Origin of the sequence: Pararhizobium arenae (assembly GCF_001931685.1) — a bacterium.
Lineage (GTDB): Bacteria > Pseudomonadota > Alphaproteobacteria > Rhizobiales > Rhizobiaceae > Pararhizobium > Pararhizobium arenae.
The window spans coordinates 216742-241428 of sequence record NZ_MOOY01000004.1 but is presented as its reverse complement, the minus strand read 5'-3'; the positions used below and the strand labels follow the sequence as shown (position 1 = coordinate 241428).

Here is a 24687-nt window from a genome sequence, read left to right as displayed (position 1 = left end):
TGCCCCATCAGGCATGCGAATACACCCCTTGCCTAAGCCTGCTGCTTGCGGTCATCTGGATCGATGATGAACACCATCCGAATCGCGGCGGCCCTCGTTCTTCGCGAGAGCGGCGAGACCCTGCTTGTGCGAAAGCGCGGCACACGCGCTTTCATGCAACCCGGCGGCAAACTGGAACCCGGAGAGGACGCGCAAGCCGCCGTGCTGCGAGAACTTGAGGAAGAGATCGGCCTGAAGATTGACCGCGCTCTCCTCGTTCCGCTTGGTCGTTTCGAGGCCGTCGCGGCAAACGAACCGGACAGCATCGTCGTTGCCGACGTGTTTCGCGTCGAAATCGACCAGTTGACGGTCACGGCGGCGGCGGAGATCGAGGAAATCATCTGGGTCTTGCCGCAGAAGGCACATGAACTGGATCTCGCACCGCTGACCCGCGACGATATTCTGCCCACCTATCTCGCGCGCCTTGAAGCCGCCTCTTGAAACCACGGAGCATTCTCATGGACTGGAAGACGATCAGAATACCCGATCTTGCGGGGAAAGCCGTGCTGATTACCGGCGCCTCCACCGGCATCGGCGCGGCGCTCGTGCGCGCATTCACCGCCCAAGGGGCGCGGGTCGCCATTCATTACAACGAAAGCCGCGATGCGGCCGAAGCGCTTGCCGAAGAGGTGGGGCGGGATGGTACGTTTCTCATTCAGGGCGATGTCTCGACCGATGGCGAGACAGAGCGTGTTGTCGAAGCCGCCGCCGGCCATTTCGGAGGTCTCGACGGGCTGATCAACAATGCCGGCGGCATGCTCGGCCGTGTCTCGACCGCGGAAATGAGCGATGCCCATTACGAGCGGGTGATGAACCTCAATGCCCGCTCCGTGCTGGCTGCCACGCGGGCCGCGCATCCTTATCTCGCGCGTGAGGGCGGTTTCATCATCAACACCACCTCGATTGCCGCCCGCAACGGCGGCGGCAACGGTGCTATCCTCTACGCGGCCTCCAAGGGGTTCGTTTCGACCATCACCCGAGGCCACGCCAAGGAATTTACCGCCGACGGCATCCGCGTGAATGCGGTGGCGCCCGGCGTCATCAGCACACCCTTCCACGAACGATACACCCCGCCGGAGATGCTCGACGCTCAGCGCCGCACGGTGCCCATGGGGCGGCTCGGCACACCGGACGAATGTGTCGGCGCCTATCTCTTCCTTGCCTCCGGCATGCTCTCCGGTTACGTGACCGGCCAGATAATCGAGGTCAATGGCGGCCAGCTGATGCCGTAAGGGCAGGACGGGAAGCGTTTTTTTGGAAACCGAACTCTATCTGCCGATCAAACGGTTTCTCGAAGAGGCCGGCTATCAGGTGAAAGGTGAAATCGGCGGCTGCGATATCGTTGGCCTGAGCGCCGACGATCCGCCTGTTGTCGTCATCTGCGAACTCAAGCTCACCTTCAATCTGGAGCTTGTGCTTCAGGCGGTCGACCGGGCTGCGGCCAGCGACGAAATCTGGATTGCGGCCCGCGTTTCGGCAAAAGGCAAGGGCCGCGAACGGGACAAGCGGTTCCGCGACCTTTGCCGCCGCCTCGGCTTCGGCATGCTCGGCGTTTCCGATCTCGGCACGGTCGATATCCTTGTCAGCCCCACGGCGTTTTTGCCGCGAAAGAACACAAAGAAGCGGTCGCGTCTGGTCGCGGAACACCAGCGCCGCAAGGGCGACCCGACACGCGGCGGCGCAACGCGCCAACCAATCATGACCGCCTATCGCCAGCGCACGCTCGACATGGCCCGGATGCTGGAAGCGGGCCCCCTCCGCCCGCGCGACATGAAGACCGTTGCGCCGGATGCGGCCGCGATCCTTCTCCGGAATGTCTATGGCTGGTTCGACCGTCTGGACCGCGGCATCTATGGCCTCAATGACACAGGCCGGGACGCGATTGTCCGCTGGCCGGTCCGGGCACCCGGCGAAGATTGACAATGTCTTGAACGCCCAACAATAGTCGCGCCGTTAAAACGGTTTCTGTGGTGTCTAGGAATGATCGTGCGTGCTGTCGCCTTGGCGGCGCTGGGGAGCGTGATGTCGCTTGCGGGGACCGCCTGGGCGGAGGTCCTGTCACGCCCGTCCGCAGCCGAAGGCTCGGTCATTTCCCGAAAATCCGGGGAAGAGGCACGCTTCGTCGAACTCGACAACTGGCGCGGGGTCGAAGTCGATCAAGCGCTTCTGGCGGGCGACACCCTGCGAACCAACGCCGAAGGCCGTCTTGCCATTCTCTTCGCCGACGATACGCAGGTGCGCATGGGGCGAAACACCACCCTTGTCGTGCGCTCGATCAACGCCAGCGCCGATAGCCGGCTCGAATTGCAGGGCGGCACGATATGGGCGCGTGCGAAGCGCGGCGGAAGCAGCATTGCGATTGAGACTCCAGCCGCCGCTGCAGCTATCCGCGGCACGGACTGGACGCTGACAGTACAAGGTGACCAGACGACGCTTTCCGTATTCGAAGGATCGGTTTCGCTCTCCAACCCGAAAGGCTCGGTGACGGTTGCGAAAGGGGAAGGCGCGACGGTTGCGATAGGTCAGGCACCGCGGAAATATACGCTGGTCAATCTGAAAGAACGCGAACAGATCCTGCTTTACAGCGAGCTGCGCGGCATTTTTTCCAGCCTTTCGGTCAGCACCCTGAAACCGGCGGCATTGCGAGCGGAGCGCAGTCGCATTCTATCCCTGGATGACGCTACCCGCAGCACGGAATACTGGCGGAAGCAGCATTGGAATATGACGGCTTTGCCGCTGCCAAGGCGGCGATCGGCTCATTGCCCCGCCCGCTGCCCGGCCCGCTCGAAGCGCGCGCAAAACTCGTCGAAGCCATGATTGCCGGAAACGACCTGCATTATGACGACGCTGTACGTCTTTTTCGTGAGGCGATACCGGGTCTCGAACGGGAGCGGCGTGCGTCTGCGGCCTATGGCCTCTGGTTCGCCGAAACGCTTGCCGATCCTGATCGTCAGACACGTCCGCCAGACATGGGCAGCTATGACGACACTCCGGTCGGTGTCCTCGCCCAGGCCTCTGTCATTGCCAACGATCGCGGAGCGGCGGCAGCGATCGATTTCCTGAAGGCTGCGGAGGGCCGCTTTCCCGACGCCGCCCGCCTTCCGGCAGCGCGTGCCGAACTTGCCTTCGAGCTCGACCGCCGTGACGAGGTTCGCGAGGCTCTGGCGCGTGCCCTGGCGCTCGATCCAGACAGCCCGGCGGCCCTTTTGACCAGCGCCCGTTTTCACGCCACCATCAACAGCGATCTCGATGGCGCGCTTGTTGATCTGGAGCGGGCCGTGAAGATAGCTCCCGGTGCCGATGATGTCTGGGATGAGATAGGCACCGTCCAGAGCGACCGAAACGCGATCGTCGAGGCGGACGATGCCCATCGGCGTGCGATCGAACTCAATCCGCAAAACGCCGCACTCTATGCGAATTATGCTCGTTTCCTGATGGACAACGAGCAGATGAAGGCAGCGAAATCTGCGCTCGACATCGCCGAAAAACTCGATGCCAAATCCTACGCCGTGCTGGCGGCCAAGGGGCGATACCTGTTGCGCATGGGCGAGACCGATGAAGGCGAACGCGCGCTGCTTGAAGCGTCTGCCGTCAACCCGACCTATGGCGACAGCCTGATCGGGCTGGCAATCGCCGCCTATCAGAACGGCAATGAGGACGAGGCGATACAGGCACTCGACAATGCCGACCGCTATGAAGACGACAATCCCTCCATCCCGCTGATCCGCTCCGGCATTGCGCTCGACCAGTTCCGGGCCGACGAGGCAATCGAACAGGCTCGGGAGGCGCTGCGGCGCAGACAGGCGCGTGGCGGATATTATAGCGGCTACGATGCCAACCGCGAGGCAAGCTCCTTCCTGGGCATCACCCTCCATAATCTCGGCCTCAGTGAATGGGGCGATTATTATGCCGACCGTGGTTACGACCCTTTCAAGGGCTCGTCCTATCTTGATGAGGCGGACGGCGGACGCGATACGCCTTTCAGCGGAGAGTCACCGCTTCTGACACCACAGGAACGCCGGCAGCCCGGCAGCTCGACGTTCTCCTCTCAAATGCAGGCGCTGATGCTCGACCCCATAGCGGTCGCGGGCGAGACCAAGCGTAATTCGCTGGAAGGCCGTGCTTTTTTCGAGGCCTCCCTCACGGGCGGGCTGATGTGGGAGAAGGATGGTGGTCTTGGTTGGAATGACGAGATCCTTCTTCAGGGCACCAGTTATGCCACCCTGCCGGTGAGCTATTACCTGCAGGCCGGCATGATCCGTCCCGATAGCCCGCGGGAAAACGACCGTGATGACATTGAGAATGTCAATGCAGAGATCGGCCTGCGTCCGACCCTCGAAGACAACATCTTCGTGTTCGCCAATGCGGGTCGTACCGAGCAGGGATATCCCGGGCCGGACTGGAACCCGACACCTTACGACATCAGCGATACACGTTTTGCCAATCTGGGTGTTGGCTGGGCCCACACGATTTCCGACCGCAACGTGGTCCAGGCTTTCGTCGCGGGAAATGATATCCGGGAGCATACGGAGATCGATTTTATCGACTACGATCCCATTCTGGACGATGATGCCCTGTTTCAACTGAAAGAAAACACGCGCCAACGCACGCTGACAGCGGGCATATCGCACCTCCTGGGCATTGGCCCCGTTACACTGCGCTACGGGCTGGAAGGCAATGTCTGGGCTCGCAACTACGACTACTCAATCTACACATTCTGGAATGGCGACGAATATACATCGCCAGATCTTGAATCGTCAGGTCGCTCCGCGCGTATTTACAGCGACGCACTCTGGGAGATCGATCGATCGCTTCAGTTTCAAGGCGGGCTTTTCTACAACTGGGTAGAGGGCGGCGACGATTATGATCGCATTGATCCACGCATCGGAATTGCCTGGGCGCCTGTCGATAACCATTGGCTACGTGCCTATTACCGCGAGGATACAAGCCTCGATTCGAACTATACCCTTTCACCGATTTCAACGGTCGGGCTTGCGCCGCTTGACTTGCCGCTAATCACAACCGGACATTCGAAAACATTGGCACTCCGTTGGGATGCGGAATGGTCCGAACGTTTCTTCACGGCAGCTGAGTATCAGAACCAGAGATTGGACGGTCTTTCGCTGCGAGTACCCGATGTACTCTATACCCGTTTTGGCGCAAGCGAGGGGAATATCGACCGCATCAACTTGAGCGCCAATTACTGGATCGGCGGCGGTTTTGGTGCCTATGGTTCCTTTACACTCATGGACAGCAAAAACACCTCGCCCGACGTACCCGAAGATATCGGACTGCCCATGGTACCTGAACAAATGGCGCAGGTCGGCCTCACTTACGTTGACCCGAATCGCTGGACTGCGACAATCGGGCAGACCTTTATCGGGAAGAGAGCCGGCATGGATAACGGCTTGAAACTAGATCCGTTTTCCCTGACCAATATCGGCCTGTCCTGGAAATCCCCGGATGGTCATCTGGAAACGAGCCTTCAACTGCTCAATGTTTTCGACACGGACTTTCAGGTTGCCTACGGCGTCGCGGCCCCCGGACGAACCTTGCTCGGCAGTATTCGCGCCCGATTCTAGCAACTTGCCTTCAAAGGCTTGCAAGGGCGACGAATTTTCTTAAAAAACCTCCTGACACTACGGCGAAAAATAGTTCTGAAATCGACGGGCGGGACTAGAGACAATCGCTCATCCGCTTCCCATATGCCTGATGCGCTTTCGTGCATCGCTCAATAACAAGGACCGATTTTCATGACCGAAAAATCCCCTGCCGATAATTTTCCCGCCGGCTATGAGCCTCCCAAGGTCTGGACCTGGGACGCGGGCAATGGTGGCGCCTTTGCCAATATCAACCGCCCGATCGCCGGCCCGACCCAGGATAAGGAATTGCCGGTCGGGAAGCATCCGCTGCAGCTTTATTCGCTGGCGACGCCAAACGGCGTCAAGGTCACGATCATGCTGGAAGAGCTGCTGGCTGCCGGCCATTCCGATGCTGAGTACGATGCCTGGCCGATCCGTATCGGCGATGGCGACCAATTCGGCTCGGGTTTCGTCGATATCAATCCGAACTCCAAGATCCCGGCCTTGATGGATCATGGGCCGAAGGGCGGCGGCGAACCGGTGCGCGTCTTCGAATCGGCCTCGATCCTGCTCTATCTGGCGGAAAAGTTCGGCGCCTTCCTGCCGACCGATCTTCGCACGCGCACGGAAACCTTCAACTGGCTGTTCTGGCAGATGGGTTCGGCACCGTTCGTCGGCGGCGGTTTCGGTCACTTCTACGCCTATGCGCCGATCAAGATCAAATATGCGATCGACCGTTACGCCATGGAAGCGAAGCGCCAGTTCGACGTGCTCGACCGCCACCTTGCCGATCATCAGTTCATGGCGGGCTCGGACTACACCATCGCCGATATGGCGATCTGGCCCTGGTATGGCAACATCGCGCTCGGCCAGGCCTATGGCGACGCCGGAACGTTTCTGGAGGTGGAAACCTACAAGAACGTTCAGCGCTGGACGGCCGAAATTGCAGCCCGCCCTGCCGTGAAGCGCGGCCGCATGGTCAACCGGCTGTTCGGCGATCCGGCAGAGCAGTTGCACGAACGCCACGATGCCTCCGACTTCGATACGAAGACGCAGGACAAGCTTACCAAGGCTTAAGGAGAAACCGGATGGCAAACCTGCCCGACATGACCAAACACCGCGGATTCCCGGGTGGAATGCCGGGCACGGGCATCCAGTTCACAATCCGACGCGCCAATCCGAAGGGTGTAACCCCGATCAAGGCCCTGCCGCGCAAGGCGCGGCCGGGAACGAAGGAACATCGGATCGATGCTGCCTTCCTGCATGCACTCTGGCATCATTTCGGCACGGAACCGTTCGAGCGCGGCAACCTCGATGCAGCGCGTCTCAACCTGCTCTTCGGACGGGAAGTGATCGCTGCCGAGAAGGACTTCGATCCGCTGTCCTATGAAGCGATGCTGGTCATCGACGAACGGGTGGCGCGCCAGAACTTTCCGGAATCCTTCGACGATGTTTTCGAAGTCTAACGGTCGAGTAAAACAGGCCACGCCTGTCGCAAACTGACCGAAACGATGTTTCGTCGCCCAATAATTACTCCCTAGAAATAGTAGTACAGAAAAGACGAAAATACCGCATCCTATGAATACGCTCAGTGATTCGCCCCAGGTGACCGCGTTCAGGTCGGATAGACGAGCCGAACGACACGCTAGATGATTTAGCCGGGGGCAAGGCGCAATGCACAAGCGCGATGAAGTCGAGAGTTGGGCAGTTCACAGGGCACAGCAGATCGTGATGCGGGAAGGCATGGACCTCGTGCTTTCCGCGCGCGATCTCGATCCAAAAATCATTCGCATTCGCGGCAAACAGCTTGCCATGGCGATTGCGACATCGCTTGTCGAAGCCTCTTCGGCGCGGATCGATTAGCCGTTCCAGACCCCCTAAATCTGAGAATTGCGGCCGCCTGCGGCAGCACTAAACTCAGTCGATAGTTTCGATGGGGGATGACGCATATGTCTTTTCTTTCCGACATGGCATTGACGCAAGGCGAGATCGCGATCGTATACGGTGCACTTGAGGACTGGTGCAAAAAAACCAACGTGCAGATCGATAGCCCCGACGGCCGGGATGTGGCGACGGTCATGCTTGGTCTCTACAAGACAGGCCAGACCACCAAGCCGGCAATTCTGCAGGCAATGCAGAAGGTTACGGGGCTGGAACAGGTCTGATCGCGACCGGCGGAACCTACAGCTTGCCTTTCAGCGAGGCATCCGGGAAACAGGTTGCCGCAAGCCCGTTTTTAGCCTGCCAATCGCCCAGGGAGCGGCGGGTCTTGTAGCCGGCGAGACCATCGGCCTTGCCGACGTCATAACCCTTTGCCTGCAGGCTCTTCTGCATTTTCAGAACATCCGAGCGCAGCATCTTGCCGACATCGCCCCAGCTGCCGCGAAACGCGCCCCCGCCGGAGGAGATGCGATCGGCGAGATTGCCGATGAACAGGGCATAGAGATCGGAATTGTTGTATTCCTTGATCACGTAGAAATTCGGCGTGACGACAAACTCCGGACCGTACCGGCCGGCAGGGACCAGCATCATGCCGCTGGCCGATGCCTCGCTTGAGGGAAAGGCTTTGCCGGAGATGCGGGTGATGCCATCCCTCGCCCAAGCCGAGATCGGCTTGGCGAGATCGGGACCTTCCTGCGCGCAGGAGACGGCGTCAGGGATCGAGACTTCAAAGCCCCAGTCGCGACCGCGCTGCCAGCCCTTTTCGGAAAGATAATGGGCGATGGAGCCCAGCACATCCGGCACAGAGTTCCAGATATCGCGGCGCCCGTCACCATCGAAATCCACGGCATATTGCAAGAAGCTTGACGGCAGGAACTGCGGCTGACCCATGGCGCCAGCCCACGAACCGCGCATATCGGATTCGCGCACGTCGCCGCTTTCAAGAATATGAAGCGCGGCGATCAGTTCCTTGCGGAAAAGCTCCGGCCTTGTCGACATGAAGGCCTTGGTAGACAGAACTTCCATGACCGGATGCGGGATCTTCGCACGACCATAGCCGGATTCTCGCCCCCAGATGGCCAGCACGATGCCGCCCGGAACGCCGTAAGTCTTTTCGATGCGACGAAGCGTGGCGGCATGAGTCTTGGACAGGCTGCGACCGGTCGCGGCGAGACCCTGCAGGCGCTGCTCGGAGAAATAGGCGCCCGGTGAGGAAAACTCCGCCTGGCTCTGTTTCTGCTCGCCCTGGGGTTTCGTGCCGGGGGGAACGAGATCGGGCAAGTCCCAATTGAGCTTTATATCGGCAAAGGCAGATTTGAAGGCGGAGGCGGAAATGCCGGCCTTCTGCGCTTCAGGCCAGAGATCCTGCTGCAACCATTGACGAAACTGCGCTTCGGTGGCGGCTTTCGAGGCAGCAAGCACCGGGAGCGGGGCAAGTGCAAAGATGGTAGCAAGGAATAAATTTCGAATCGGCCGGAAAGTACCCCCCTCTGTCGGCTTTGCCGACATCTCCCCCTCAAGGGGGGAGATGGGAGTATGCCGAACCGGTCGCTCCTTCAAGAGACGCGGAATTTTATAGACGAGGTAGAAGAGTGATCTCCCCCCTTGAGGGGGAGATGTCACGAAGTGACAGAGCGGGGTGTTTCGCAACGAGCTCAACAGGTGGCACAAAAATTTCATATACTCGTCCTCGCCCGCAGCGCCGCTGTCAGCGTGCCTTCGTCCAGATAATCCAGCTCGCCGCCGACAGGGACGCCGTGGGCGAGGCGGCTGATCTTGATATCGAACCCCTCGAGCTGGTCGGTGATGTAATGGGCGGTCGTCGTGCCCTCGACCGTCGCATTGACGGCGATGATCAGCTCGCGCACGCCGCCCTTGGCGATACGATCCACGAGGCCGCGAATGTTCAGGTCTTCCGGACCGACACCATCGAGTGGCGAGAGCGTGCCGCCGAGAACATGGTAAGCCGTGTTCATGGCCCCTGCCCGCTCGAGCGCCCAGAGATCGGAAACGTCTTCCACCACGATGATGACCGAATTGTCGCGGCGCTCGTCGGTGCAGACGCTACAGGGGTCCTGGGTATCGACGTTGCCGCAGGTCGAGCATGTACAGACCTTGCGGTGTGCTTCCCCCATGGCATCGGCCAGAGGACCGAGCAACTGTTCTTTCTTCTTGACCAGATGCAGCGCCGCACGGCGGGCGGAGCGGGGACCAAGTCCCGGCACCTTTGCCAGGAGCTGGATGAGTTTTTCGATTTCGGGACCAGTGACTCGCTTTGCCATTGGCCGGTTCTACCCCATATCCTCGTGGAACGGAATCGCCATGGAAGGTCACTTGCCTATGAAAATCATCGCCGTCTGCACCGGTCAGGCCGAACGAATGCCGGAGAATAGCTACAAGACCGGCATCTTCAAGCACCCGGTCGAAGCCGGCGTGATGGTCGACACAGAGGGGCTGATCGGCGACGCCATCTGCAACCGCAAGCACCATGGCGGACCGGATCAGGCGGTCTATAGCATGGGCTCCATCGATCTTGACTGGTGGTCCAAGGAACTTGGACGAAGGATCGAGCCCGGCACCTTTGGCGAAAATCTCGTGATCGAGGGCATCGACAGCCGCAGGATCGCCGTGGGTGATCGCTTCGAAACGGAAACGGTGACGTTGGAGGTAACATCAGCGCGCATCCCCTGCGCGACGTTGACACGGCGCATGGACGATCCTGCCTTCGCCCAGCATTTCCTCAAGGCCGGGCGGCCCGGCTTCTATTGTCGCGTGCTGCGCGACGGGGCGTTGCAGGCCGGCGATGCCGTTTCCTACCACGCCTATTCCGGAGCGCCGGTGACCATGCCGGAACTTCTGAAAACCTTCGGCAAGAACCTGTCCGATGAAGATCGCGCGCGGTATCTGGCAGCGCCGATCAATCAGAAACTGAGAGCGATGCTCACCTCGGCCTGAGGCTTATGTCTTAACCGACCGGCTTAACCATTCCTTAAGGTCTTGCTTGGGAAAGACCTAAACTCGCCGTATTTAAGGCTCCTCACCGGGCCATGAAGCGTCCCGGTTCCAGACAACAGGCAAAGTTTTGCCTTGGGAGCAGGCCGCTGATGATCCGTCTTTCCCTGTCCATCGAACGTTTTGCTTTCGCGGCGGCATTCCTGTTTCTTGCACTTATCGTCGCGATGACGCCCTTGGCTGAAGCGCACGCGGCTCTCTGCGGCAGCGCAAATCCGCATGCGAAAGAGATCGCCCGCCTGCAGCGGCAGATCGCTGCAAATCGCAGCTTTGAACAGAAGCACGGCTGCACGGCCGGTGGCACTTTTGCCTGCCGCGAGATTGCCGGGCGGATATCGGCGGCAAGCGGAAAACTGGCGAGCCTGCAGGGTTCCGCGCCGACGTGCCAGCCGGACAAGGCGGTTGCGGCGCGCAAGACCGACCGCAGCAACGGGCGGATTGCCGCGCAACAGCCGAAAACTCCTGCCCGCATCGAGACGCGCTGCGTGCGCCTTTCCGACGGATATTATTTCCCAACGCCCAACTCGGGCTTTTCCACCGAAGGCGACGTGCCGGCGCTGGCGGCCCAATGCCGTTTCATCTGCGACGATCCGGCGATGGATGTGTACCGTATCGGCGCCGACCGTGATGCGGACGAGATGATTTCTCTGACGACGGGTACTGCCTATGCCGATCTGCCGAATGCCGGCGCCTATCGCACGGCGACCGAGCCGAAAACCTGTGATATGGCCCGTTTCTACAAGGCGGCGCTGGCGGGCAAGCAGGCGATGGCCGGCGCGGACTCACGACCCAACGCCGATGATGACCGAGAGGTTGGGGCCACTGCCGGGATCGATACTGAAGTCACGGTGAGTCACCAACTGGCGCTCTGGGACGACACGCCGCTGCGTGGCACACGCAGTCTGTCGCTCGATCTCCCGAAGAAAATCAGGGTCGTCGGTTCGGCATATCTGCCGTAAGAGTAAAACCTCACCCGTGATCACAGCAAGAAACCACTCTCACTGAGCACTTCATATACGCTGCTGGTGCTTGCCAAAGATGCCGATTGCGCGCCGCCCACACGCCGTCGTCATCCCTCAGCCTTGACCCGAGCATGACGGAAAGCAGGTCTCTCTTGCCTCATTGGCACGGCGTCCCCGGCCAAAAGCCGAGGACTTTCTTCATCGCTGAATCAGGCGCGCAGCGTGCCGCCGGTCGACTTCGTGACGTTGGCGACGATCTTGGCCGTCAGCGCCTCGAAATCCTCGTCCGTCAGCGTGCGTTCGGCCGGCTGGATGACCACTTCGATCGCGACAGACTTCTTGCCTTCGCCGAGCGAAGCGCCTTCGAAGATGTCGAAGACGGTAACGCCGCTGACGAGCTTGCGATCGGCGCTCGAGGCCGCCTTCAGGATCGTGCCGGCTTCCACCGTGCGATCGACCACAAAGGCGAAGTCGCGCTTGACGGCCTGGAAGGGCGAAAGCTCCAGCGCCGGCTTGGTGCGGGTCGCCTTCTTTTTCGGGTCGGGCATGGCATCGATATAGATTTCGAAGCCGGCGAGCGCGCCGGAAACATCGAGCGCTTCCAGCGTCTTCGGGTGGAATTCGCCGAAATATCCAAGAACGATCTTCGGACCGAGCTTGATCGTGCCGGAGCGGCCGGGGTGATACCAGGACGGGCCGCCGGCCTCGAACTGGACATTGCCCATCGGCACGCCGCAGGCTTCCAGAACTGCGATCGCATCGGCCTTGGCATCGAAGACATCGACCGGCTTGCCGCCGCCCTTCAGCGCATTCGACCAAAGGCGGCCGGCGCCGGCAAGCGAGGCCGTGCCGCGGCGGATGCCGCCGGCAACGCGGCGCTGGCCGGCAGGCGTATCGTTTTCATAGGTGCCCGAAACTTCGAAGATTGCGACATCGCCAAAGCCCTTGTCGGCATTGCGCTGGGCGGCCGTCAAGAGGCCCGGCAAGAGCGACGGGCGCATGTCCGACATATCGGCGGCGATCGGGTTTGCCAGCGAAAGGGTCGCAGCACCGCCGCCGAAAAGCTCGGCATGGGCCTTTGAGATGAACGACCATGTGACGGCTTCCAGCATGCCGCGGGCAGCAAGCGCGCGTTTGGCAAGGCGGGTGCGAATCTGCAGCGTCGTCAGGATGCGGCCATTGACCGAGGTGTGCCTTTCGATCGGTTCCGGCTTGATGAAATCGACGCCGTGAATGCGCATGACTTCCTCGACCAGATCGGCCTTGCCATCGACATCCGGCCGCCAGGAGGGAACAGATACCGAGACGCGCTCGCCCGAGCCCTGAACGGTAAAGCCGAGCTTGGAGAGGATGGAGACGCTCTCTTCGGAACTGACCTCCAGACCCGTCAGGCGCTTGACCTCGGAGACCGGGAAATCGACGACCTTCGGCGTGTAGCCGGCATAGCCGACGACATCCGCCGTGGCCGCCGTGCCGCCGCAGATATCGACGACCAGCTGGGTTGCCGCATCCAAGCCCGGAACCATGTATTCCGGATCGACGCCGCGCTCGAAGCGGTAACGGGCATCGGTGATGATGCCTAAGGCTCGGCCGGACTTGGCGATGTTCATCGGGTCCCAGAGGGCCGATTCGATCAAGACGTCGGTCGTGTTCTCGTCGCAGCCGGAATGCTCGCCGCCCATGATGCCGCCGATCGACTCGACGCCGTTCTCATCGGCGATAACGACGTTAGCCGGCGAAAGAGTATATTCGCGGGTATCGAGCGCCAGCACCTTTTCGCCTTCAACAGCCCGGCGGACGATGAGGTTGCCCTTGACCTTGGCGGCGTCGAAGACGTGCAGCGGACGGCCCTGGTCGAAGGTCATGTAGTTGGTGACATCGACCAATGCGTTGATCGGGCGAAGGCCGATGGCGAGCAGGCGCTGCTGCATCCACTTCGGGCTCGGGCCGTTCTTGACGCCGCGCACGAGGCGGAGCGCAAAGCCGGGGCAAAGATAAGTGTCGGCGCCGAGATCGAGTTTTACCTTCACCGGTGTTTCGCCTTCGACGGGGAAGGTGTTTGCCGGAGCGGCCTTCAACGTCCCGAGGCCGGAAGCGGCGAGATCGCGGGCGATGCCGCGGATCGAGGTGCAATCCGGGCGGTTCGGCGTCAGGTTGATCTCGATCAGCGGATCGTCGAGGCCGGCATAGGAAGCGAAGCTCTGGCCGACGGGGGCGTCTTCGGGCAAATCGATGATGCCGTCGTGATTGTCGGACATCTGCAACTCGCGCTCTGAGCACATCATGCCGCGGCTTTCGACGCCGCGGATCGTGCCGACCGAGAGCGTGACGTCGATACCGGGCACATAGGCGCCCGGAGCGGCAAAGGCGCCAACGAGGCCGGCGCGCGCATTCGGTGCACCGCAGACGACCTGTACGGGGCTACCCAAACCGGTATCGACCATCAGCACCTTCAGCTTGTCGGCCTGCGGATGTTTTTCCGCCGAGATGACCTTGGCGATGACGAAAGGCTTGAAGGCTGCTTTGTCATCGACATCCTCAACCTCCAGCCCAATCGCCGTCAGGCGTTCGCAGATCTGTTCGAGGGTGGCATCCGTTTCCAGATGGTCTTTCAGCCAGGAGAGAGTGAACTTCATTGTCTTGCTCGTTTCCTAAAAATGTATGGGCCGGGCGATCAGGCGCTCAAACCGCCGAACAATGTCGGCATGTCGAGCGGGCGGAAGCCGTAATGGCTCATCCAGCGCACATCGGCGTCGAAGAAGTTGCGCAGGTCCGGCATGCCGTATTTCAGCATGGCGATGCGGTCGAGGCCCATGCCCCAGGCAAAGCCCTGGTAGACATCGGGATCGAGACCGCCGGCGCGCAAGACGTTGGGATGCACCATGCCGCAGCCGAGGATTTCCATCCAGTCGGTGCCTTCGCCGAACTTGACGATCGGGCCGGAGGAGCGGTCGCACTGGATGTCGACCTCGAAGGACGGCTCCGTGAAGGGGAAGAAGGACGGGCGGAAGCGCATCGTCACATTGTCCACCTCGAAGAACGCCTTGCAGAACTCTTCCAAAATCCAGCGCATGTTGGCGACGTTGGACTTGGTGTCGACAACGAGGCCTTCCACCTGATGGAACATCGGCGAGTGGGTGGCGTCACTGTCCTGCCGGTAGGTCTTGCCGGGGATGATGATGCGGATCGGGGGCTTCTGGGCTTCCATGGTGCGCACCTGGACCGGCGAGGTATGGGTGCGCAGCACTTTGCGCTCGCCCTTCTCATCCGGATTGAAGAAGAAGGTGTCGTGCATCTCGCGGGCCGGGTGACCTTCGGGGAAGTTGAGCGCCGTGAAGTTGTAATAATCGGTCTCGATATCCGGGCCTTCGGCGATCGAGAAACCCATGTCGGCGAAGATGGCGGTGATCTCGTCGATGATCTGGCTGATCGGATGGATGCGGCCGCGCTCGGCAGGCGAGGAGCGGACCGGCAGCGAGATATCGACGGTTTCCCGGGCGAGGCGGGCATTGATGGCCTGATCCTTCAACTCCGACTTGCGGGCGGCGATAGCGTCGCTGACGACGGTCTTCAGCGCGTTGATGGCGACGCCGCGGGTCTGGCGCTCTTCGGGCGTCATGGTGCCGAGCGTCTTCAGGAGTTCGGAGACCGAGCCCTTCTTGCCCAGCGCGGAGACGCGCACGGCCTCGATGGCCGCTTCATCGGCGGCGCCGGCGATCTCGGCCAGAAGGGTGTTTTGCAATGTATCGAGTTCGCTCATTCTGTCCTGCCTTCAGGTGCGGGAATAATCGGGTAGGTTTGTGTCATCGGCGCGTAGCCGACTGTAGAAAGTCCGTTGCGGATATAAATCGCATGACATCCTTGCCGGCGCGCAGGCGTGTCGCAAACCGGGCGAGCGGAAGAAGCCTCGCGAAGAAAGGTATGATTTCGGTCAGGGCCGCTTCTGCTTCCGCCGGGCGGTTGCTGCGCCATGCGGCAAGCGTCGCGGCCGGCGTTTCCGGTTTCAGGCAACGGCTTGCGACCTGCAGGAAAAACAGCCATATATCGCGCGCCTGCGCGGTTGCGAGCGGCATGACGGCAGCAGGCTCCTCTTCGAAATCGAGGAACCCGATACGGCTATCTTCAATAATGAAGTCGCGGGGATGCGGGCGGCCATGGCAAAGGCCGGCCGCATGCAGGCGGCCGAGTTCCAGCCCGCAACGCACCAGAAGCTTGTCATGGATGGCCGGATCGGCCTTTGCGACTTCCTTCATCCGCCGTTCCACCGGCTGGCCGAGATGAGACAGGACGATGGCTGTGCGGCCACTGTAGAAAACAGTCGGCGCCAGGAAACCCGCTGCCGAAAAACGCTCGATCTGTCTCACTTCGCGATCGATCAGGCCTTTGGCATCAAGAAGGGGAGCCGGACGAAGAACCGGCTGCCTGAGCAGCCTTGAGAAGACCCAGAGACAACGCTGCCCGACCCGCAGCCCGAGGCGATTGTAGCGCTTGATCCAGACATCGCGATCAGAAAGCGAGACCCGCTGGACACGGCCGGTCCCGCCGGCAAGGGCTGCCAGCATGATCGCGATATCCTCGTCCTTCAGTTCGGGGAGCATCTGCCGCCCTTCGCTTTCCTGTTCAAGACGTTGCGCACATGGACCGTTCGGGCCATAAGAAAACCCGCGCCAGCCCTGCCAGCGCGGGTTTCCCAATACTAATAATGCAAGTCTGGGAAGCGCTGGTTTACTTGACCGCGCTTTCAAACTCGTTTGCCGTGCCGGCGTCCTTGAGATAGGCGAGCGCCTTCTTGGAAGCTTCGACGAGCGCGCCGAAGGCTGCCGGCTCATGGATAGCCATGTCGGACAGAACCTTGCGGTCGACTTCGATGCCGGCCTTGTTCAGACCGTCGATGAAGCGGCCGTAGGTCAGGCCGAATTCGCGGACGGCGGCGTTGATACGCTGGATCCACAGAGCGCGGAAGTTGCGCTTGTTGACCTTGCGGTCGCGGTAAGCGAACTGCTTGGAACGGTCAACCGCAGCCTTTGCAGCGCGGATGGTGTTCTTGCGGCGGCCGTAGAAACCCTTGGCTGCCTTGAGTGTCTTCTTGTGCTTGGCGTGAGCGGTTACGCCGCGTTTTACACGTGCCATGTCATGATCTCCTTAAAATCCAAAAGTGCCAGATGTCTTAGAGACCGTTCGGCAGGTAGTTCTTGATGACCTTCTTGCCATCGGGCTCGGCCAGCACCATGGTGCCACGGGCGTCGCGAATGAACTTGTTGGACCGCTTGATCATGCCGTGGCGCTTGCCTGCGGCAGCCGCTACGACCTTGCCGGTGGCGGTGATCTTGAACCGCTTCTTGGCAGAGGACTTCGTCTTCATCTTGGGCATTTTGCTACTCCATGTTCTTGATATGAGATCGACTGACGATGGTCGTCTCCAGCGTAAAGAACGGCCACGGCATGCCCTGCCGGACCGTTCGGACGGGGGCTTGTAACCGAAGTGCCGGAAAAGTGCAACGGGATTCGCCGCAACATCCCGGATTTCCGGAAACCAAGCCGTTTCATCGAAAAAGCCGCCCGGAAGGCGGCTTTCCTCACCCAAGCTTTCGCTCGATCACTTCGGCGCCAGCACCATCATCATCTGGCGGCCTTCCAGCTTCGGCTCGGCCTCGACCTTGGCGATGCTGGTCGTGTCTTCCTTCACCTGAAGCAGCAGCTTCATGCCCAGTTCCTGGTGGGCCATTTCGCGGCCGCGGAACTTGAGCGTCACCTTGACCTTGTCGCCATCTTCGAAGAAGCGGTTCATCGCCTTCATCTTCACGTCATAGTCATGCGTGTCGATGTTGGGGCGCATCTTGATCTCCTTGATCTCGATGACCTTCTGCTTCTTGCGGGCTTCGGCGGCTTTCTTCTGGGTCGCATATTTCAGCTTGCCGAGGTCGAGGATCTTGCACACCGGCGGTTCGGCGTTTGGCGAGATCTCCACCAGATCGAGACCGGCTTCTTCCGCCATGCGGAGCGCCTGGTCCGTGGGCACGATGCCCTGGTTGCCGCCTTCGGCATCGATCAGCTGAACCCGGGGAACCCGGATTTCCTTGTTTGAGCGGGGGCCGTCCTTAACCGGGGCATCCGTTTTGAAGGGTCTGCGAATGGTCGTACTCTCCTCGAGTTGTTACGATGCGTCTTATATGGGGCATTGCGCAATCCCGGCCAAGGGCCGCTCAACTGCTGCAAATGCCGGCATGAATTGCTGAGGCGGAGTCTTTAGCACAGCTCAATCTGAAAATCACCACCTGTCATGCGCCTGAAAAATCTGTTTTAGAAGGAAAAACAGCATTCGCACGTCGCATTGAGGGAAATTCGATGATGAACCCGCAGGAAAACACCGAACCGACCTATCTCGACGTCGGAACCGGGGCCGAATCGCGCCGGATCGCCATGAAGCTCATGCCCGCGACCAAACCCGGACTGCCGACGCTCGTCTGGCTCGGGGGGTACCGCTCGGATATGAGCGGCACGAAAGCCGTTGAGCTGGAAAAACATGCCGCTGAAATCGGGGCCGCCTGCGTGCGCTTCGATTATTCCGGCCACGGCGCGTCCGGCGGCGCCTTTCGCGACGGCAGCATCTCCCGTTGGCTGGACGAGAGCCTTGCGGTCATCGACCATATCGTGAAAAGGCCGATGATCCTGATCGGCTCGTCCATGGGCGGGTGGATCGCGCTCAGGGTGATCGAGGAACTGCGCAAGCGCGGCGAAGGAAAACGCATCGCCGGCCTTGTCCTGATCGCGCCGGCCCCGGACTTCACCGCCGAACTGATCGAGCCGAACCTCACGGAAACGGAGAAGACATCCCTTGCCGAACGCGGATATTTCGAGGAGCCGACGCCTTATGGACCGGAGCCAAACATCTACACAGCGCTGCTGATCGAAGACGGCCGGAAAAATAGCGTGCTGAAAGGCATTATCGAGACCGGCTGCCCGATCCATATTCTGCAGGGCATGGAAGATCCGGACGTGCCTTACGCTTACGCACTGAAGCTGGTCGAGCATCTGCCCGCCGACGACGTGGTGCTCACACTGATCCGGGACGGCGACCACCGGCTTTCACGACCGGAGGATATTGCCCGCATGATCGCCGCAATCGACGGCATCCTGGCGAACTGACAGCAAGTTACTTGTGCCGTACATCAGCCTTCCGCAAGAAGGGACGGTATTGCTGTGCCGTTTCGAAGCAGCGCGACTCACGTTGCTACATACTCAGCCTTGTCAAGCCTCTGAAAGCCGGCTTTCGGCCCGTTAACCATAGGGATTGATCCCTAATTCTGCAGATTGACGAAACCCGACCTACGTTGTTAACTCTTTTTTAACGATTAGAGCAGCGCACGAGGGGAACAGTTCGTGACGCCGCCAAGAATTCCAAACTTTGCGGGGCGTCCGGAATGAACCGGATAACCGCGCCACAGGGGATGTGCATGGCGCAGTTGACTGGGGTTAAGGCAATGATTGCGGCGATAGCCGTTGTCGTTGCATCGGCAGGTGCGGCCATTCCGGCCCCGAACGCCACATCGCTCTTCATGCAGACCGGCGCCGTTACGTCGCAGCCGATCGGGCATTACGAATTCTGCCGCAGTCACAAATCCGAATGCGATATAAAGTCGACCTCCGCGCCGGCTCCGCGCGTGACCGAGTTCGGCTGGAAGGTGATCAACGACATCAACCAGTCGGTGAACCATGAGATCACCCCTGTTACCGATGAGGACCTCTACGGCGAGGAAGAGCTCTGGACCTATCCGGACACCGCCGGGGACTGCGAAGACATAGCGCTCTTGAAGCGCGAGCGCCTGATGGAGAAGGGTTTTGCCGCTTCCGATCTGCTCATGACCGTCGTGCGCAAGCCGGATGGCGAAGGTCATGCTGTTCTGACCGTGCGCACAGCCCAGGGCGACTTCATTCTCGACAATCTGGACGATGAAGCGAAGATCTGGACCAAGACCCCCTATCGCTTCCTGAAGCGACAGGCTTCCTTCAATAGCGGCCGCTGGGTGACCATCGAAAATGGCGCGGAAGTTCTGGTCGGCTCTGTCGGCAACTGATCGGCACAAACAGTCTCGAAAAAGGCGCCCATCGTGGCGCCTTTTCTGTTGGATCAGGCATTGCCGATCAGGATACCCGCCGCCAGCACCAGCCCGCCGCCAAGCACCACCTGGAAGACCGCACGGAAGAACGGCGTTTCCATGTATCGGTTCTGGATGAACGCGATCGCCCACAGCTCGAAGAAGACGACGATTGTTGCAATCACCGTCGCCGTCCAGAAGCTTGGGATCAGATAAGGCAGCGCGTGGCCGAGACCACCAAGCGCCGTCATGATGCCTGAGGCAAGCCCACGCTTGACAGGCGAGCCACGACCGGAAAGCTTGCCATCGTCATGGGCGGCCTCCGTGAAGCCCATGGAGATGCCGGCACCCACCGATGCGGAGAGGCCGACAAGGAAGGTCTGCCAGGTATCCTGCGTGGCGAAGGCTGCAGCAAAGATCGGAGCCAGTGTCGAGACCGAGCCATCCATCAGGCCGGCAAGACCCGGCTGTACGTATGTCAGAAGGAACTGGCGCTTCTCCATCTGCTTTTCTTCATCAGCCGCATCGCCCGTTGCGTGCTGCTCGACCAGCCGCTGCGCCAGCGACTGATGCGAACGCTCGGCCATGGCGAGGTCACCCAGAAGCTTTCGGGTTTCCGCATCCGTGGTGATGGCCGCCGCCTGCTCGTAAAAGCGCTGCGCTGTCTCCTCCATCGCCTCGGCCTGCCGCCGGGCCTGCTCGATCGGCATGGAGGCCACCAGCCAGTCCGGCTTGCGATCCGGAAAACCGCGCACATGCTCGCGGCGGATCAGGGGAATGCGCGTGCCGAAGCGGCGAATATGCAGGTCGATCAGCCTCTGGCGGTGAACATCCTCCTCCTGCGCCATCTCGTCGAAAACGGCAGCGGAATTGGGATAGTTTGGTCTCAAGGCATCGGCATAGGCGAGATAAATCCGGCCATCGTCTTCCTCGCTGGCGATGGCAAGGGCAAGCACTTCCTGTTCGGTCAGGGCCGACAGGGGGCGACGGGAAAACAGGCGGGACAGAAACATGATGAAACCTACTTTAGAATAATTCTAAACTAGACACTTAGAGCACGCGCGTCAAGCTGGAAGGAACGGACTGATGCTTGCCCCCTGGACTCGACAGATGGCCTCCAGGCTTCCTAAATAAAGGAAAAGCCGAAAGCAGCGAGTGCGATGAACCCGCTTTATGCCAGCAAGGACACCTTCCTCGATCGCGTGGGCCGGCGTATCGCCGGACAACTGACGCGCCAGACATCCGGCTACGAGCCCTATACCCCTTCCGATCCCGAGACCTTGGCGCGCACGCTGCGCCCTTGCGACATTCTTCTCATCGAAGGCAACCAGAAGGTTTCCTCGGCAATCAAATACCTGACGCAATCCACCTGGTCGCATGCGGCTTTCTTCGCCGGCGACGAAATCCCGCTGACCCTCGATCAGGCCACCCTACCTGTCATCGAACGGCCGCAGCTGATCGAGGTCAATCTGGGAGAAGGCTGCGTGGCAGTGCCGCTCAGCAAATATTCGACCTACAATACCCGCATCTGCCGGCCCGTGGGTCTTATGCCGGAGGATCGCGACAAGGTCTTGTCGTTCATGATCTCGCGGCTCGGCCTGAAGTACGACCTGAAGAATATCTTCGACATGCTGCGCTATTTCCTGCCGACGCCACCGGTGCCGGTGCGTTTTCGCAGGCGCATGCTGGCCTTCGGCTCGGGCGATCCGACACGGGCGATCTGCTCGACGCTGATCGCCCAGGCCTTTGCCGGCATACAATATCCGATCCTGCCGGAGATCACCCGCGCGCCGGGTCGGGCCGCAGCAACCTCGACCTATTCACGGGCCGAAATCCTGCACATTCGCCACCATTCGCTTTACACGCCGCGCGACTTCGACCTTTCACCCTATTTCGCCATCGTGAAGCCGACGCTGGAATACGGTTTCGACTATAAGCGGCTGCAATGGGAGCCGGACTGAACGCCTAAAGCGTCAGCTTCAGCGTCTGCTCGCGCACGATATAGGCCTTCTGCCGGTCTGTGATGTAGTCCCGCACGATGGGAGCTGAATCGCGGGTGCGCGACAGTTGCATATGAAAGACGAGCTGGCTGCCGGTGCGGAACATCATCTCGCAGCTGATCAGGTAAAATTCCCACATGCGGGCGAAGCGCTCGTCATACATGGCGACGACCTTGTCGCGGTTTTTCTCGAAGCGATCGCACCAGTGCTTGAGCGTGGTGGCATAGTGCACGCGCAAAAACTCGAGATCGGTAACCCAGAGGCTGTTCTGCTCGACGACCTCGAAAACCTCCGAAAGGGCCGGTGAATAAGCGCCGGGGAAAATGTACTTGCGCAGCCAGGCGCTCGCCATGCCGGGCGGGCTCATATGACCGATCGAATGCAGGACGGCGATACCATCATCCGGCATCAGCGCGTTCAGCTTCTTGAAGAACTCGTCGTAATGCTGCACGCCGACATGCTCGAACATGCCCACAGAGACGATACGATGGAAGGTTTCATCGACATCGCGGTAATCGCGCAGCTCGAAGCGGACGCGGTTTTCAAGTCCGGCCGCCCGCGCCCGCTCGGTGGCAAGGGCCTGCTGTTCTTTCGAAAGCGTCACGCCGAGCACTTCGACATCTTCCAGCTTGGCAAGGTAAAGTGCGAGATCGCCCCAGCCGCAGCCGATATCCAGCACTTTCATGCCCGGCCGCAAGCACAGCTTTGAGGCGAGCAGCCTGAGCTTGTTGCGCTGCGCCTGCTCCAGCGTCTCGTCCGGCTCCCGGAAATAGGCGCAGGAATAGAGCATGTTGGCATCGAGGAAGAGCTTGTAGAATTCGTTTCCAAGATCGTAATGATGGGCGACGTTGCGTTGCGCTTCACCCTTTATGTTGGACTGCTGGCGCTTGCGGAAGCGCATCTTTATGGCGCGGATCGCCTTCTGGATCGGATACGACCCGAGCGACAGGCGGTTGAGCGAAAAGAGCTGAAGAAAATCGCGCAGCGTCGAGCCATCCTCGAAGCGCAACGTGCCGTCCATATAGGCCTCGCCGGCGGCAAGCTCGGAATTGAAGACAAGCGAACGGTAAAGCCTGGGATCGGTGAGGCGCATGGTGACTTCGGGACCGGGTGTTCCTGAAAACACATGCCGCTTTCCCGCGGCATCGATGACGGTCAACTGTCCCTTGCGGATAAAGGCCTTCATCATATGCGAGAGTGGAAACATACATTCCCCTTGGCGATATTACGGGCTCCTGACGCCAGGCATCCTAGCACCGGCTTTTGAAAAAGCGCGGAAATAATTGAGGTTTTGCAACGCGGGCGCGCAGCGGATCAGGTTTATCCGGCGCTGATGGTGGCGCCGGCGCTGGCTGCGACGACGAGCAAGGTGCCGCCGATCTGCAATGCGGTCATCGGCTGGGAGAGCACCACGAAACCGGCGATGGCGCCAAGCGCCGGTTCAAGGCTCATCAGGATGCCAAACGAAGCGGTGCTCATGCGGCGTAGCGCAATCATCTCCAAAGCATAGGGAAGAAGCGGCACGAGGATCGCGAGCCCGGCGATGAGGATCAGGCCTTCGCCTGTCATCCGCGGCAAATCCATGAGCCCGAACGGGGTTGCGACGATGGCTGCAACCATCAGCGACATGGCAAGCCCCTGCAGCCCATGGAACACCGTACCGGCTTTCTTCATGAGAATGATGTAGAGCCCCCAACCCGTGGCGGCACCGAAGGCGAAAAGAATGCCGATGGGCTCGCCGACCCAGCCTTCGCCATCATGGGCGAGCAACAGGACGCCGAGACCCGCGATCAGCGGCCAGACGAGCCGCCAGCCGATTCCGAAGGCGAAGGTCGCGACCAGAAGCGGCCCCAGAAAATCGATGGCGACCGCAAGACCGAGCGGAATGCGCTCGATCGCCGCAAAGAAACACAGCGTCATGCCGGCCATGCAGGCGCCAAGCGTGATCGCCATTTTCCATTGATGCAGGCTGTAGCGGAAGATCGGCGGGCGCACGATGACGAGAAGCATGAGCGCTGCCCATGCCAACCGCATCCAGGTCGTCCCGGCCGGACCATAGGCAGAGATTGCCGGCGCCGAGAATGCCGATCCGAACTGGACGCTCGACATGGACAGAAGGCACATCAGCCCGCCAAGAAGGGCAGACGCGCCCGGGCCGGCAGCCTGTTTGCCGTTGCCGAGTTCTTGCGCGTTCGCTGAACGCTGATCCATGCTCTCATCTCCCGACTTCGCCACCATGATGGCTGTAGACGGCAGCCTGCCCGTCTGCAAATTCATATTTGTCGGGGATATGATGAGGAAAATTGATGTCCCGTTCCTTCCCGCCGATCGAGGGCCGTTTTCGACCTCTTCGGGAACAATCACGGCAGCACCTCGTTTTCACTGAAGTTGAACCAAATGGAGATGGACTATGGACGTGAACGGGGTTGGCTGGATTGCAGCAATCATCATCGGGGGCTTGGCCGGTTGGCTCGCTGAACAATTCATGAAGTCGAACATGGGCCTCTTCATAAACATCATTCTCGGCATCATCGGTGCCATCGTTCTGAACGCCATCCTTGCCTTTGCCGGCATGGCGTTTACCGGATGGCTCGCTTATCTGATCATCGGCTTTATCGGCGCATGCATCCTGATTGCCGTTGGACGAGCGATCCGTCGATAGAAAAAAGGAGACGCGAATGCTGACCTTTGCAGCAGAAGGAAACGGACAGGGCAAGCTTGAGATCAACGGCCATTCGGAGCCTGTTGCCTACGAGCTGGTCGTTGCCCGTGAGGAAGACGACAACACGCGTCAGGTCCGCATTCGCCTCAATGCCCCGCGCGACTGGCTGATGAAGCAGGGTTTTTCAGGCGAGGCGACCCTGGTTCGCACCAATGGCCAACGCATAGCGGTGCGCCGCGAAGGTGGTGTTGATGTTGAGGATGCGATTTCCGTGACACTTGAAGGCTATGATGACAGCCATATCGGTGGCGCGGATTTGTCGGAGGCTTATCCCGAACTCAGGACGGCAAAGCCACACTGAGGGGAGGATAGCCCCGCAAAACAGATGAAACG

Annotated in this window: 27 protein-coding genes; 16 read left to right on the top strand and 11 right to left on the bottom strand. The window is 60.3% G+C overall.

Annotated elements, in window-relative coordinates; all coding sequences use genetic code 11:
- Positions 1–66 precede the first annotated feature (66 nt).
- From BLX89_RS10515 to BLX89_RS10475, 9 genes are all read left to right on the top strand, one after another.
- Positions 67–480, top strand: a complete 414-nt coding sequence (locus BLX89_RS10515) for an NUDIX hydrolase (protein WP_342587593.1) — start codon at positions 67–69, stop codon at positions 478–480.
- 17 nt (positions 481–497) lie between these two features.
- Positions 498–1271, top strand: coding sequence for an SDR family NAD(P)-dependent oxidoreductase (locus BLX89_RS10510; protein ID WP_075290841.1), 774 nt, complete (start codon positions 498–500; stop codon positions 1269–1271).
- 22 nt (positions 1272–1293) lie between these two features.
- On the top strand, positions 1294–1959 hold the full coding sequence (locus tag BLX89_RS10505) for a DUF2161 domain-containing phosphodiesterase (protein WP_075290839.1): 666 nt from the start codon (positions 1294–1296) through the stop codon (positions 1957–1959).
- Positions 1960–2025: 66 nt separating this feature from the next.
- Complete coding sequence (locus BLX89_RS10500; RefSeq protein ID WP_158025950.1) at positions 2026–2856, top strand: FecR family protein; 831 nt, start codon at positions 2026–2028, stop codon at positions 2854–2856.
- Positions 2754–5621 carry a tetratricopeptide repeat protein gene (locus BLX89_RS10495; protein WP_075290835.1) on the top strand — a complete coding sequence of 956 codons (2868 nt, stop codon included), beginning with the start codon at positions 2754–2756 and terminating at the stop codon, positions 5619–5621. Before BLX89_RS10500 ends, BLX89_RS10495 begins: the two co-directional genes overlap by 103 nt.
- A gap of 171 nt (positions 5622–5792) precedes the next feature.
- A complete protein-coding gene (gene yghU, locus BLX89_RS10490) occupies positions 5793–6698 on the top strand; it encodes a glutathione-dependent disulfide-bond oxidoreductase (RefSeq protein WP_075290833.1) in 906 nt (301 codons plus the stop codon).
- A gap of 11 nt (positions 6699–6709) precedes the next feature.
- Positions 6710–7087 carry a hypothetical protein gene (locus BLX89_RS10485; protein WP_075290831.1) on the top strand — a complete coding sequence of 126 codons (378 nt, stop codon included), beginning with the start codon at positions 6710–6712 and terminating at the stop codon, positions 7085–7087.
- Positions 7088–7295: 208 nt separating this feature from the next.
- Positions 7296–7484, top strand: a complete 189-nt coding sequence (locus BLX89_RS10480; RefSeq protein ID WP_075290829.1) for a hypothetical protein — start codon at positions 7296–7298, stop codon at positions 7482–7484.
- A gap of 86 nt (positions 7485–7570) precedes the next feature.
- A complete protein-coding gene (locus BLX89_RS10475) occupies positions 7571–7786 on the top strand; it encodes a hypothetical protein (RefSeq protein WP_075290827.1) in 216 nt (71 codons plus the stop codon).
- A 16-nt stretch (positions 7787–7802) separates the two neighbouring features.
- Here the strand turns inward: BLX89_RS10475 and BLX89_RS10470 are convergent, their stop codons facing one another.
- Both BLX89_RS10470 and recR read right to left on the bottom strand, forming a co-directional pair.
- Entirely contained in the window at positions 7803–9071 is a 1269-nt protein-coding gene (locus BLX89_RS10470) for a lytic murein transglycosylase (protein ID WP_075290825.1), read from the bottom strand.
- 167 nt (positions 9072–9238) lie between these two features.
- Positions 9239–9844: a recombination mediator RecR gene (gene recR, locus BLX89_RS10465; RefSeq protein WP_075290823.1), complete on the bottom strand. Its 606-nt coding sequence runs from the start codon at positions 9842–9844 to the stop codon at positions 9239–9241.
- A 58-nt stretch (positions 9845–9902) separates the two neighbouring features.
- Here recR and BLX89_RS10460 point away from each other — a divergent pair, with 58 nt between their 5' ends.
- Positions 9903–10517 (top strand): MOSC domain-containing protein, encoded by a 615-nt coding sequence (locus tag BLX89_RS10460; protein WP_075290821.1) that lies wholly within the window; start codon positions 9903–9905, stop codon positions 10515–10517.
- Positions 10518–10666: 149 nt separating this feature from the next.
- Positions 10667–11533, top strand: coding sequence for a DUF2865 domain-containing protein (locus tag BLX89_RS10455; RefSeq protein WP_075290819.1), 867 nt, complete (start codon positions 10667–10669; stop codon positions 11531–11533).
- Positions 11534–11745: 212 nt separating this feature from the next.
- Here BLX89_RS10455 and pheT read toward each other — a convergent pair whose 3' ends face one another.
- The 6 genes from pheT to infC all read right to left on the bottom strand — a co-directional run bounded on the left by pheT (position 11746) and on the right by infC (position 17669).
- Positions 11746–14172: a phenylalanine--tRNA ligase subunit beta gene (gene pheT, locus BLX89_RS10450; protein ID WP_075290817.1), complete on the bottom strand. Its 2427-nt coding sequence runs from the start codon at positions 14170–14172 to the stop codon at positions 11746–11748.
- 38 nt (positions 14173–14210) lie between these two features.
- Positions 14211–15296 carry a phenylalanine--tRNA ligase subunit alpha gene (pheS, locus tag BLX89_RS10445; RefSeq protein ID WP_075290815.1) on the bottom strand — a complete coding sequence of 362 codons (1086 nt, stop codon included), beginning with the start codon at positions 15294–15296 and terminating at the stop codon, positions 14211–14213.
- Between the two features lie 43 nt (positions 15297–15339).
- Positions 15340–16134: a BUD32 family EKC/KEOPS complex subunit gene (locus tag BLX89_RS10440; protein ID WP_075290813.1), complete on the bottom strand. Its 795-nt coding sequence runs from the start codon at positions 16132–16134 to the stop codon at positions 15340–15342.
- Between the two features lie 127 nt (positions 16135–16261).
- Positions 16262–16666, bottom strand: a complete 405-nt coding sequence (gene rplT / locus BLX89_RS10435; RefSeq protein WP_075290801.1) for a 50S ribosomal protein L20 — start codon at positions 16664–16666, stop codon at positions 16262–16264.
- Between the two features lie 37 nt (positions 16667–16703).
- Positions 16704–16907 carry a 50S ribosomal protein L35 gene (rpmI, locus tag BLX89_RS10430; protein WP_029620731.1) on the bottom strand — a complete coding sequence of 68 codons (204 nt, stop codon included), beginning with the start codon at positions 16905–16907 and terminating at the stop codon, positions 16704–16706.
- A gap of 225 nt (positions 16908–17132) precedes the next feature.
- Positions 17133–17669, bottom strand: coding sequence for a translation initiation factor IF-3 (gene infC / locus BLX89_RS10425; protein ID WP_075290799.1), 537 nt, complete (start codon positions 17667–17669; stop codon positions 17133–17135).
- 212 nt (positions 17670–17881) lie between these two features.
- Between infC and BLX89_RS10420 the strand changes: the two genes are divergently transcribed.
- Complete coding sequence (locus tag BLX89_RS10420) at positions 17882–18682, top strand: alpha/beta hydrolase (protein WP_075290797.1); 801 nt, start codon at positions 17882–17884, stop codon at positions 18680–18682.
- A 308-nt stretch (positions 18683–18990) separates the two neighbouring features.
- Positions 18991–19611 (top strand): transglutaminase-like cysteine peptidase, encoded by a 621-nt coding sequence (locus BLX89_RS10415; RefSeq protein WP_075290795.1) that lies wholly within the window; start codon positions 18991–18993, stop codon positions 19609–19611.
- Between the two features lie 53 nt (positions 19612–19664).
- Here BLX89_RS10415 and mbfA read toward each other — a convergent pair whose 3' ends face one another.
- Positions 19665–20645 carry an iron exporter MbfA gene (gene mbfA / locus BLX89_RS10410; protein ID WP_075290793.1) on the bottom strand — a complete coding sequence of 327 codons (981 nt, stop codon included), beginning with the start codon at positions 20643–20645 and terminating at the stop codon, positions 19665–19667.
- Positions 20646–20792: 147 nt separating this feature from the next.
- Between mbfA and BLX89_RS10405 the strand changes: the two genes are divergently transcribed.
- Entirely contained in the window at positions 20793–21593 is an 801-nt protein-coding gene (locus BLX89_RS10405) for a C40 family peptidase (RefSeq protein ID WP_075290791.1), read from the top strand.
- Between the two features lie 4 nt (positions 21594–21597).
- Here the strand turns inward: BLX89_RS10405 and BLX89_RS10400 are convergent, their stop codons facing one another.
- A complete protein-coding gene (locus BLX89_RS10400) occupies positions 21598–22839 on the bottom strand; it encodes an SAM-dependent methyltransferase (RefSeq protein WP_075290789.1) in 1242 nt (413 codons plus the stop codon).
- 113 nt (positions 22840–22952) lie between these two features.
- Entirely contained in the window at positions 22953–23843 is an 891-nt protein-coding gene (locus BLX89_RS10395; protein ID WP_075290787.1) for an EamA family transporter, read from the bottom strand.
- A 199-nt stretch (positions 23844–24042) separates the two neighbouring features.
- Here BLX89_RS10395 and BLX89_RS10390 point away from each other — a divergent pair, with 199 nt between their 5' ends.
- Both BLX89_RS10390 and BLX89_RS10385 read left to right on the top strand, forming a co-directional pair.
- Positions 24043–24294, top strand: coding sequence for a GlsB/YeaQ/YmgE family stress response membrane protein (locus BLX89_RS10390; protein ID WP_075290785.1), 252 nt, complete (start codon positions 24043–24045; stop codon positions 24292–24294).
- 16 nt (positions 24295–24310) lie between these two features.
- The gene (locus tag BLX89_RS10385; protein ID WP_075290783.1) at positions 24311–24655 is read left to right on the top strand and encodes a hypothetical protein; all 345 of its coding nucleotides are present in this window, start codon (positions 24311–24313) and stop codon (positions 24653–24655) included.
- Positions 24656–24687 lie beyond the last annotated feature (32 nt).

Excerpts from the sequence above, each read along its gene's own strand:
- BLX89_RS10415 (WP_075290795.1), top strand. The coding sequence starts at position 18,991 with ATGGCGCAGTTGACTGGGGTTAAGGCAATGATTGCGGCGATAGCCGTT.
- rpmI (WP_029620731.1), bottom strand. The coding sequence starts at position 16,907 with ATGCCCAAGATGAAGACGAAGTCCTCTGCCAAGAAGCGGTTCAAGATC.
- rplT (WP_075290801.1), bottom strand. The coding sequence starts at position 16,666 with ATGGCACGTGTAAAACGCGGCGTAACCGCTCACGCCAAGCACAAGAAG.
- BLX89_RS10480 (WP_075290829.1), top strand. The coding sequence starts at position 7,296 with ATGCACAAGCGCGATGAAGTCGAGAGTTGGGCAGTTCACAGGGCACAG.
- recR (WP_075290823.1), bottom strand. The coding sequence starts at position 9,844 with ATGGCAAAGCGAGTCACTGGTCCCGAAATCGAAAAACTCATCCAGCTC.
- yghU (WP_075290833.1), top strand. The coding sequence starts at position 5,793 with ATGACCGAAAAATCCCCTGCCGATAATTTTCCCGCCGGCTATGAGCCT.
- BLX89_RS10470 (WP_075290825.1), bottom strand. The coding sequence starts at position 9,071 with ATGTCGGCAAAGCCGACAGAGGGGGGTACTTTCCGGCCGATTCGAAAT.
- BLX89_RS10455 (WP_075290819.1), top strand. The coding sequence starts at position 10,667 with ATGATCCGTCTTTCCCTGTCCATCGAACGTTTTGCTTTCGCGGCGGCA.
- mbfA (WP_075290793.1), bottom strand. The coding sequence starts at position 20,645 with ATGTTTCTGTCCCGCCTGTTTTCCCGTCGCCCCCTGTCGGCCCTGACC.
- BLX89_RS10510 (WP_075290841.1), top strand. The coding sequence starts at position 498 with ATGGACTGGAAGACGATCAGAATACCCGATCTTGCGGGGAAAGCCGTG.
- BLX89_RS10420 (WP_075290797.1), top strand. The coding sequence starts at position 17,882 with ATGATGAACCCGCAGGAAAACACCGAACCGACCTATCTCGACGTCGGA.
- BLX89_RS10460 (WP_075290821.1), top strand. The coding sequence starts at position 9,903 with ATGAAAATCATCGCCGTCTGCACCGGTCAGGCCGAACGAATGCCGGAG.
- BLX89_RS10440 (WP_075290813.1), bottom strand. The coding sequence starts at position 16,134 with ATGCTCCCCGAACTGAAGGACGAGGATATCGCGATCATGCTGGCAGCC.
- BLX89_RS10405 (WP_075290791.1), top strand. The coding sequence starts at position 20,793 with ATGAACCCGCTTTATGCCAGCAAGGACACCTTCCTCGATCGCGTGGGC.
- BLX89_RS10485 (WP_075290831.1), top strand. The coding sequence starts at position 6,710 with ATGGCAAACCTGCCCGACATGACCAAACACCGCGGATTCCCGGGTGGA.
- BLX89_RS10385 (WP_075290783.1), top strand. The coding sequence starts at position 24,311 with ATGCTGACCTTTGCAGCAGAAGGAAACGGACAGGGCAAGCTTGAGATC.
- pheT (WP_075290817.1), bottom strand. The coding sequence starts at position 14,172 with ATGAAGTTCACTCTCTCCTGGCTGAAAGACCATCTGGAAACGGATGCC.
- BLX89_RS10475 (WP_075290827.1), top strand. The coding sequence starts at position 7,571 with ATGTCTTTTCTTTCCGACATGGCATTGACGCAAGGCGAGATCGCGATC.
- BLX89_RS10395 (WP_075290787.1), bottom strand. The coding sequence starts at position 23,843 with ATGGATCAGCGTTCAGCGAACGCGCAAGAACTCGGCAACGGCAAACAG.
- pheS (WP_075290815.1), bottom strand. The coding sequence starts at position 15,296 with ATGAGCGAACTCGATACATTGCAAAACACCCTTCTGGCCGAGATCGCC.
- BLX89_RS10390 (WP_075290785.1), top strand. The coding sequence starts at position 24,043 with ATGGACGTGAACGGGGTTGGCTGGATTGCAGCAATCATCATCGGGGGC.
- BLX89_RS10515 (WP_342587593.1), top strand. The coding sequence starts at position 67 with ATGAACACCATCCGAATCGCGGCGGCCCTCGTTCTTCGCGAGAGCGGC.
- BLX89_RS10400 (WP_075290789.1), bottom strand. The coding sequence starts at position 22,839 with ATGTTTCCACTCTCGCATATGATGAAGGCCTTTATCCGCAAGGGACAG.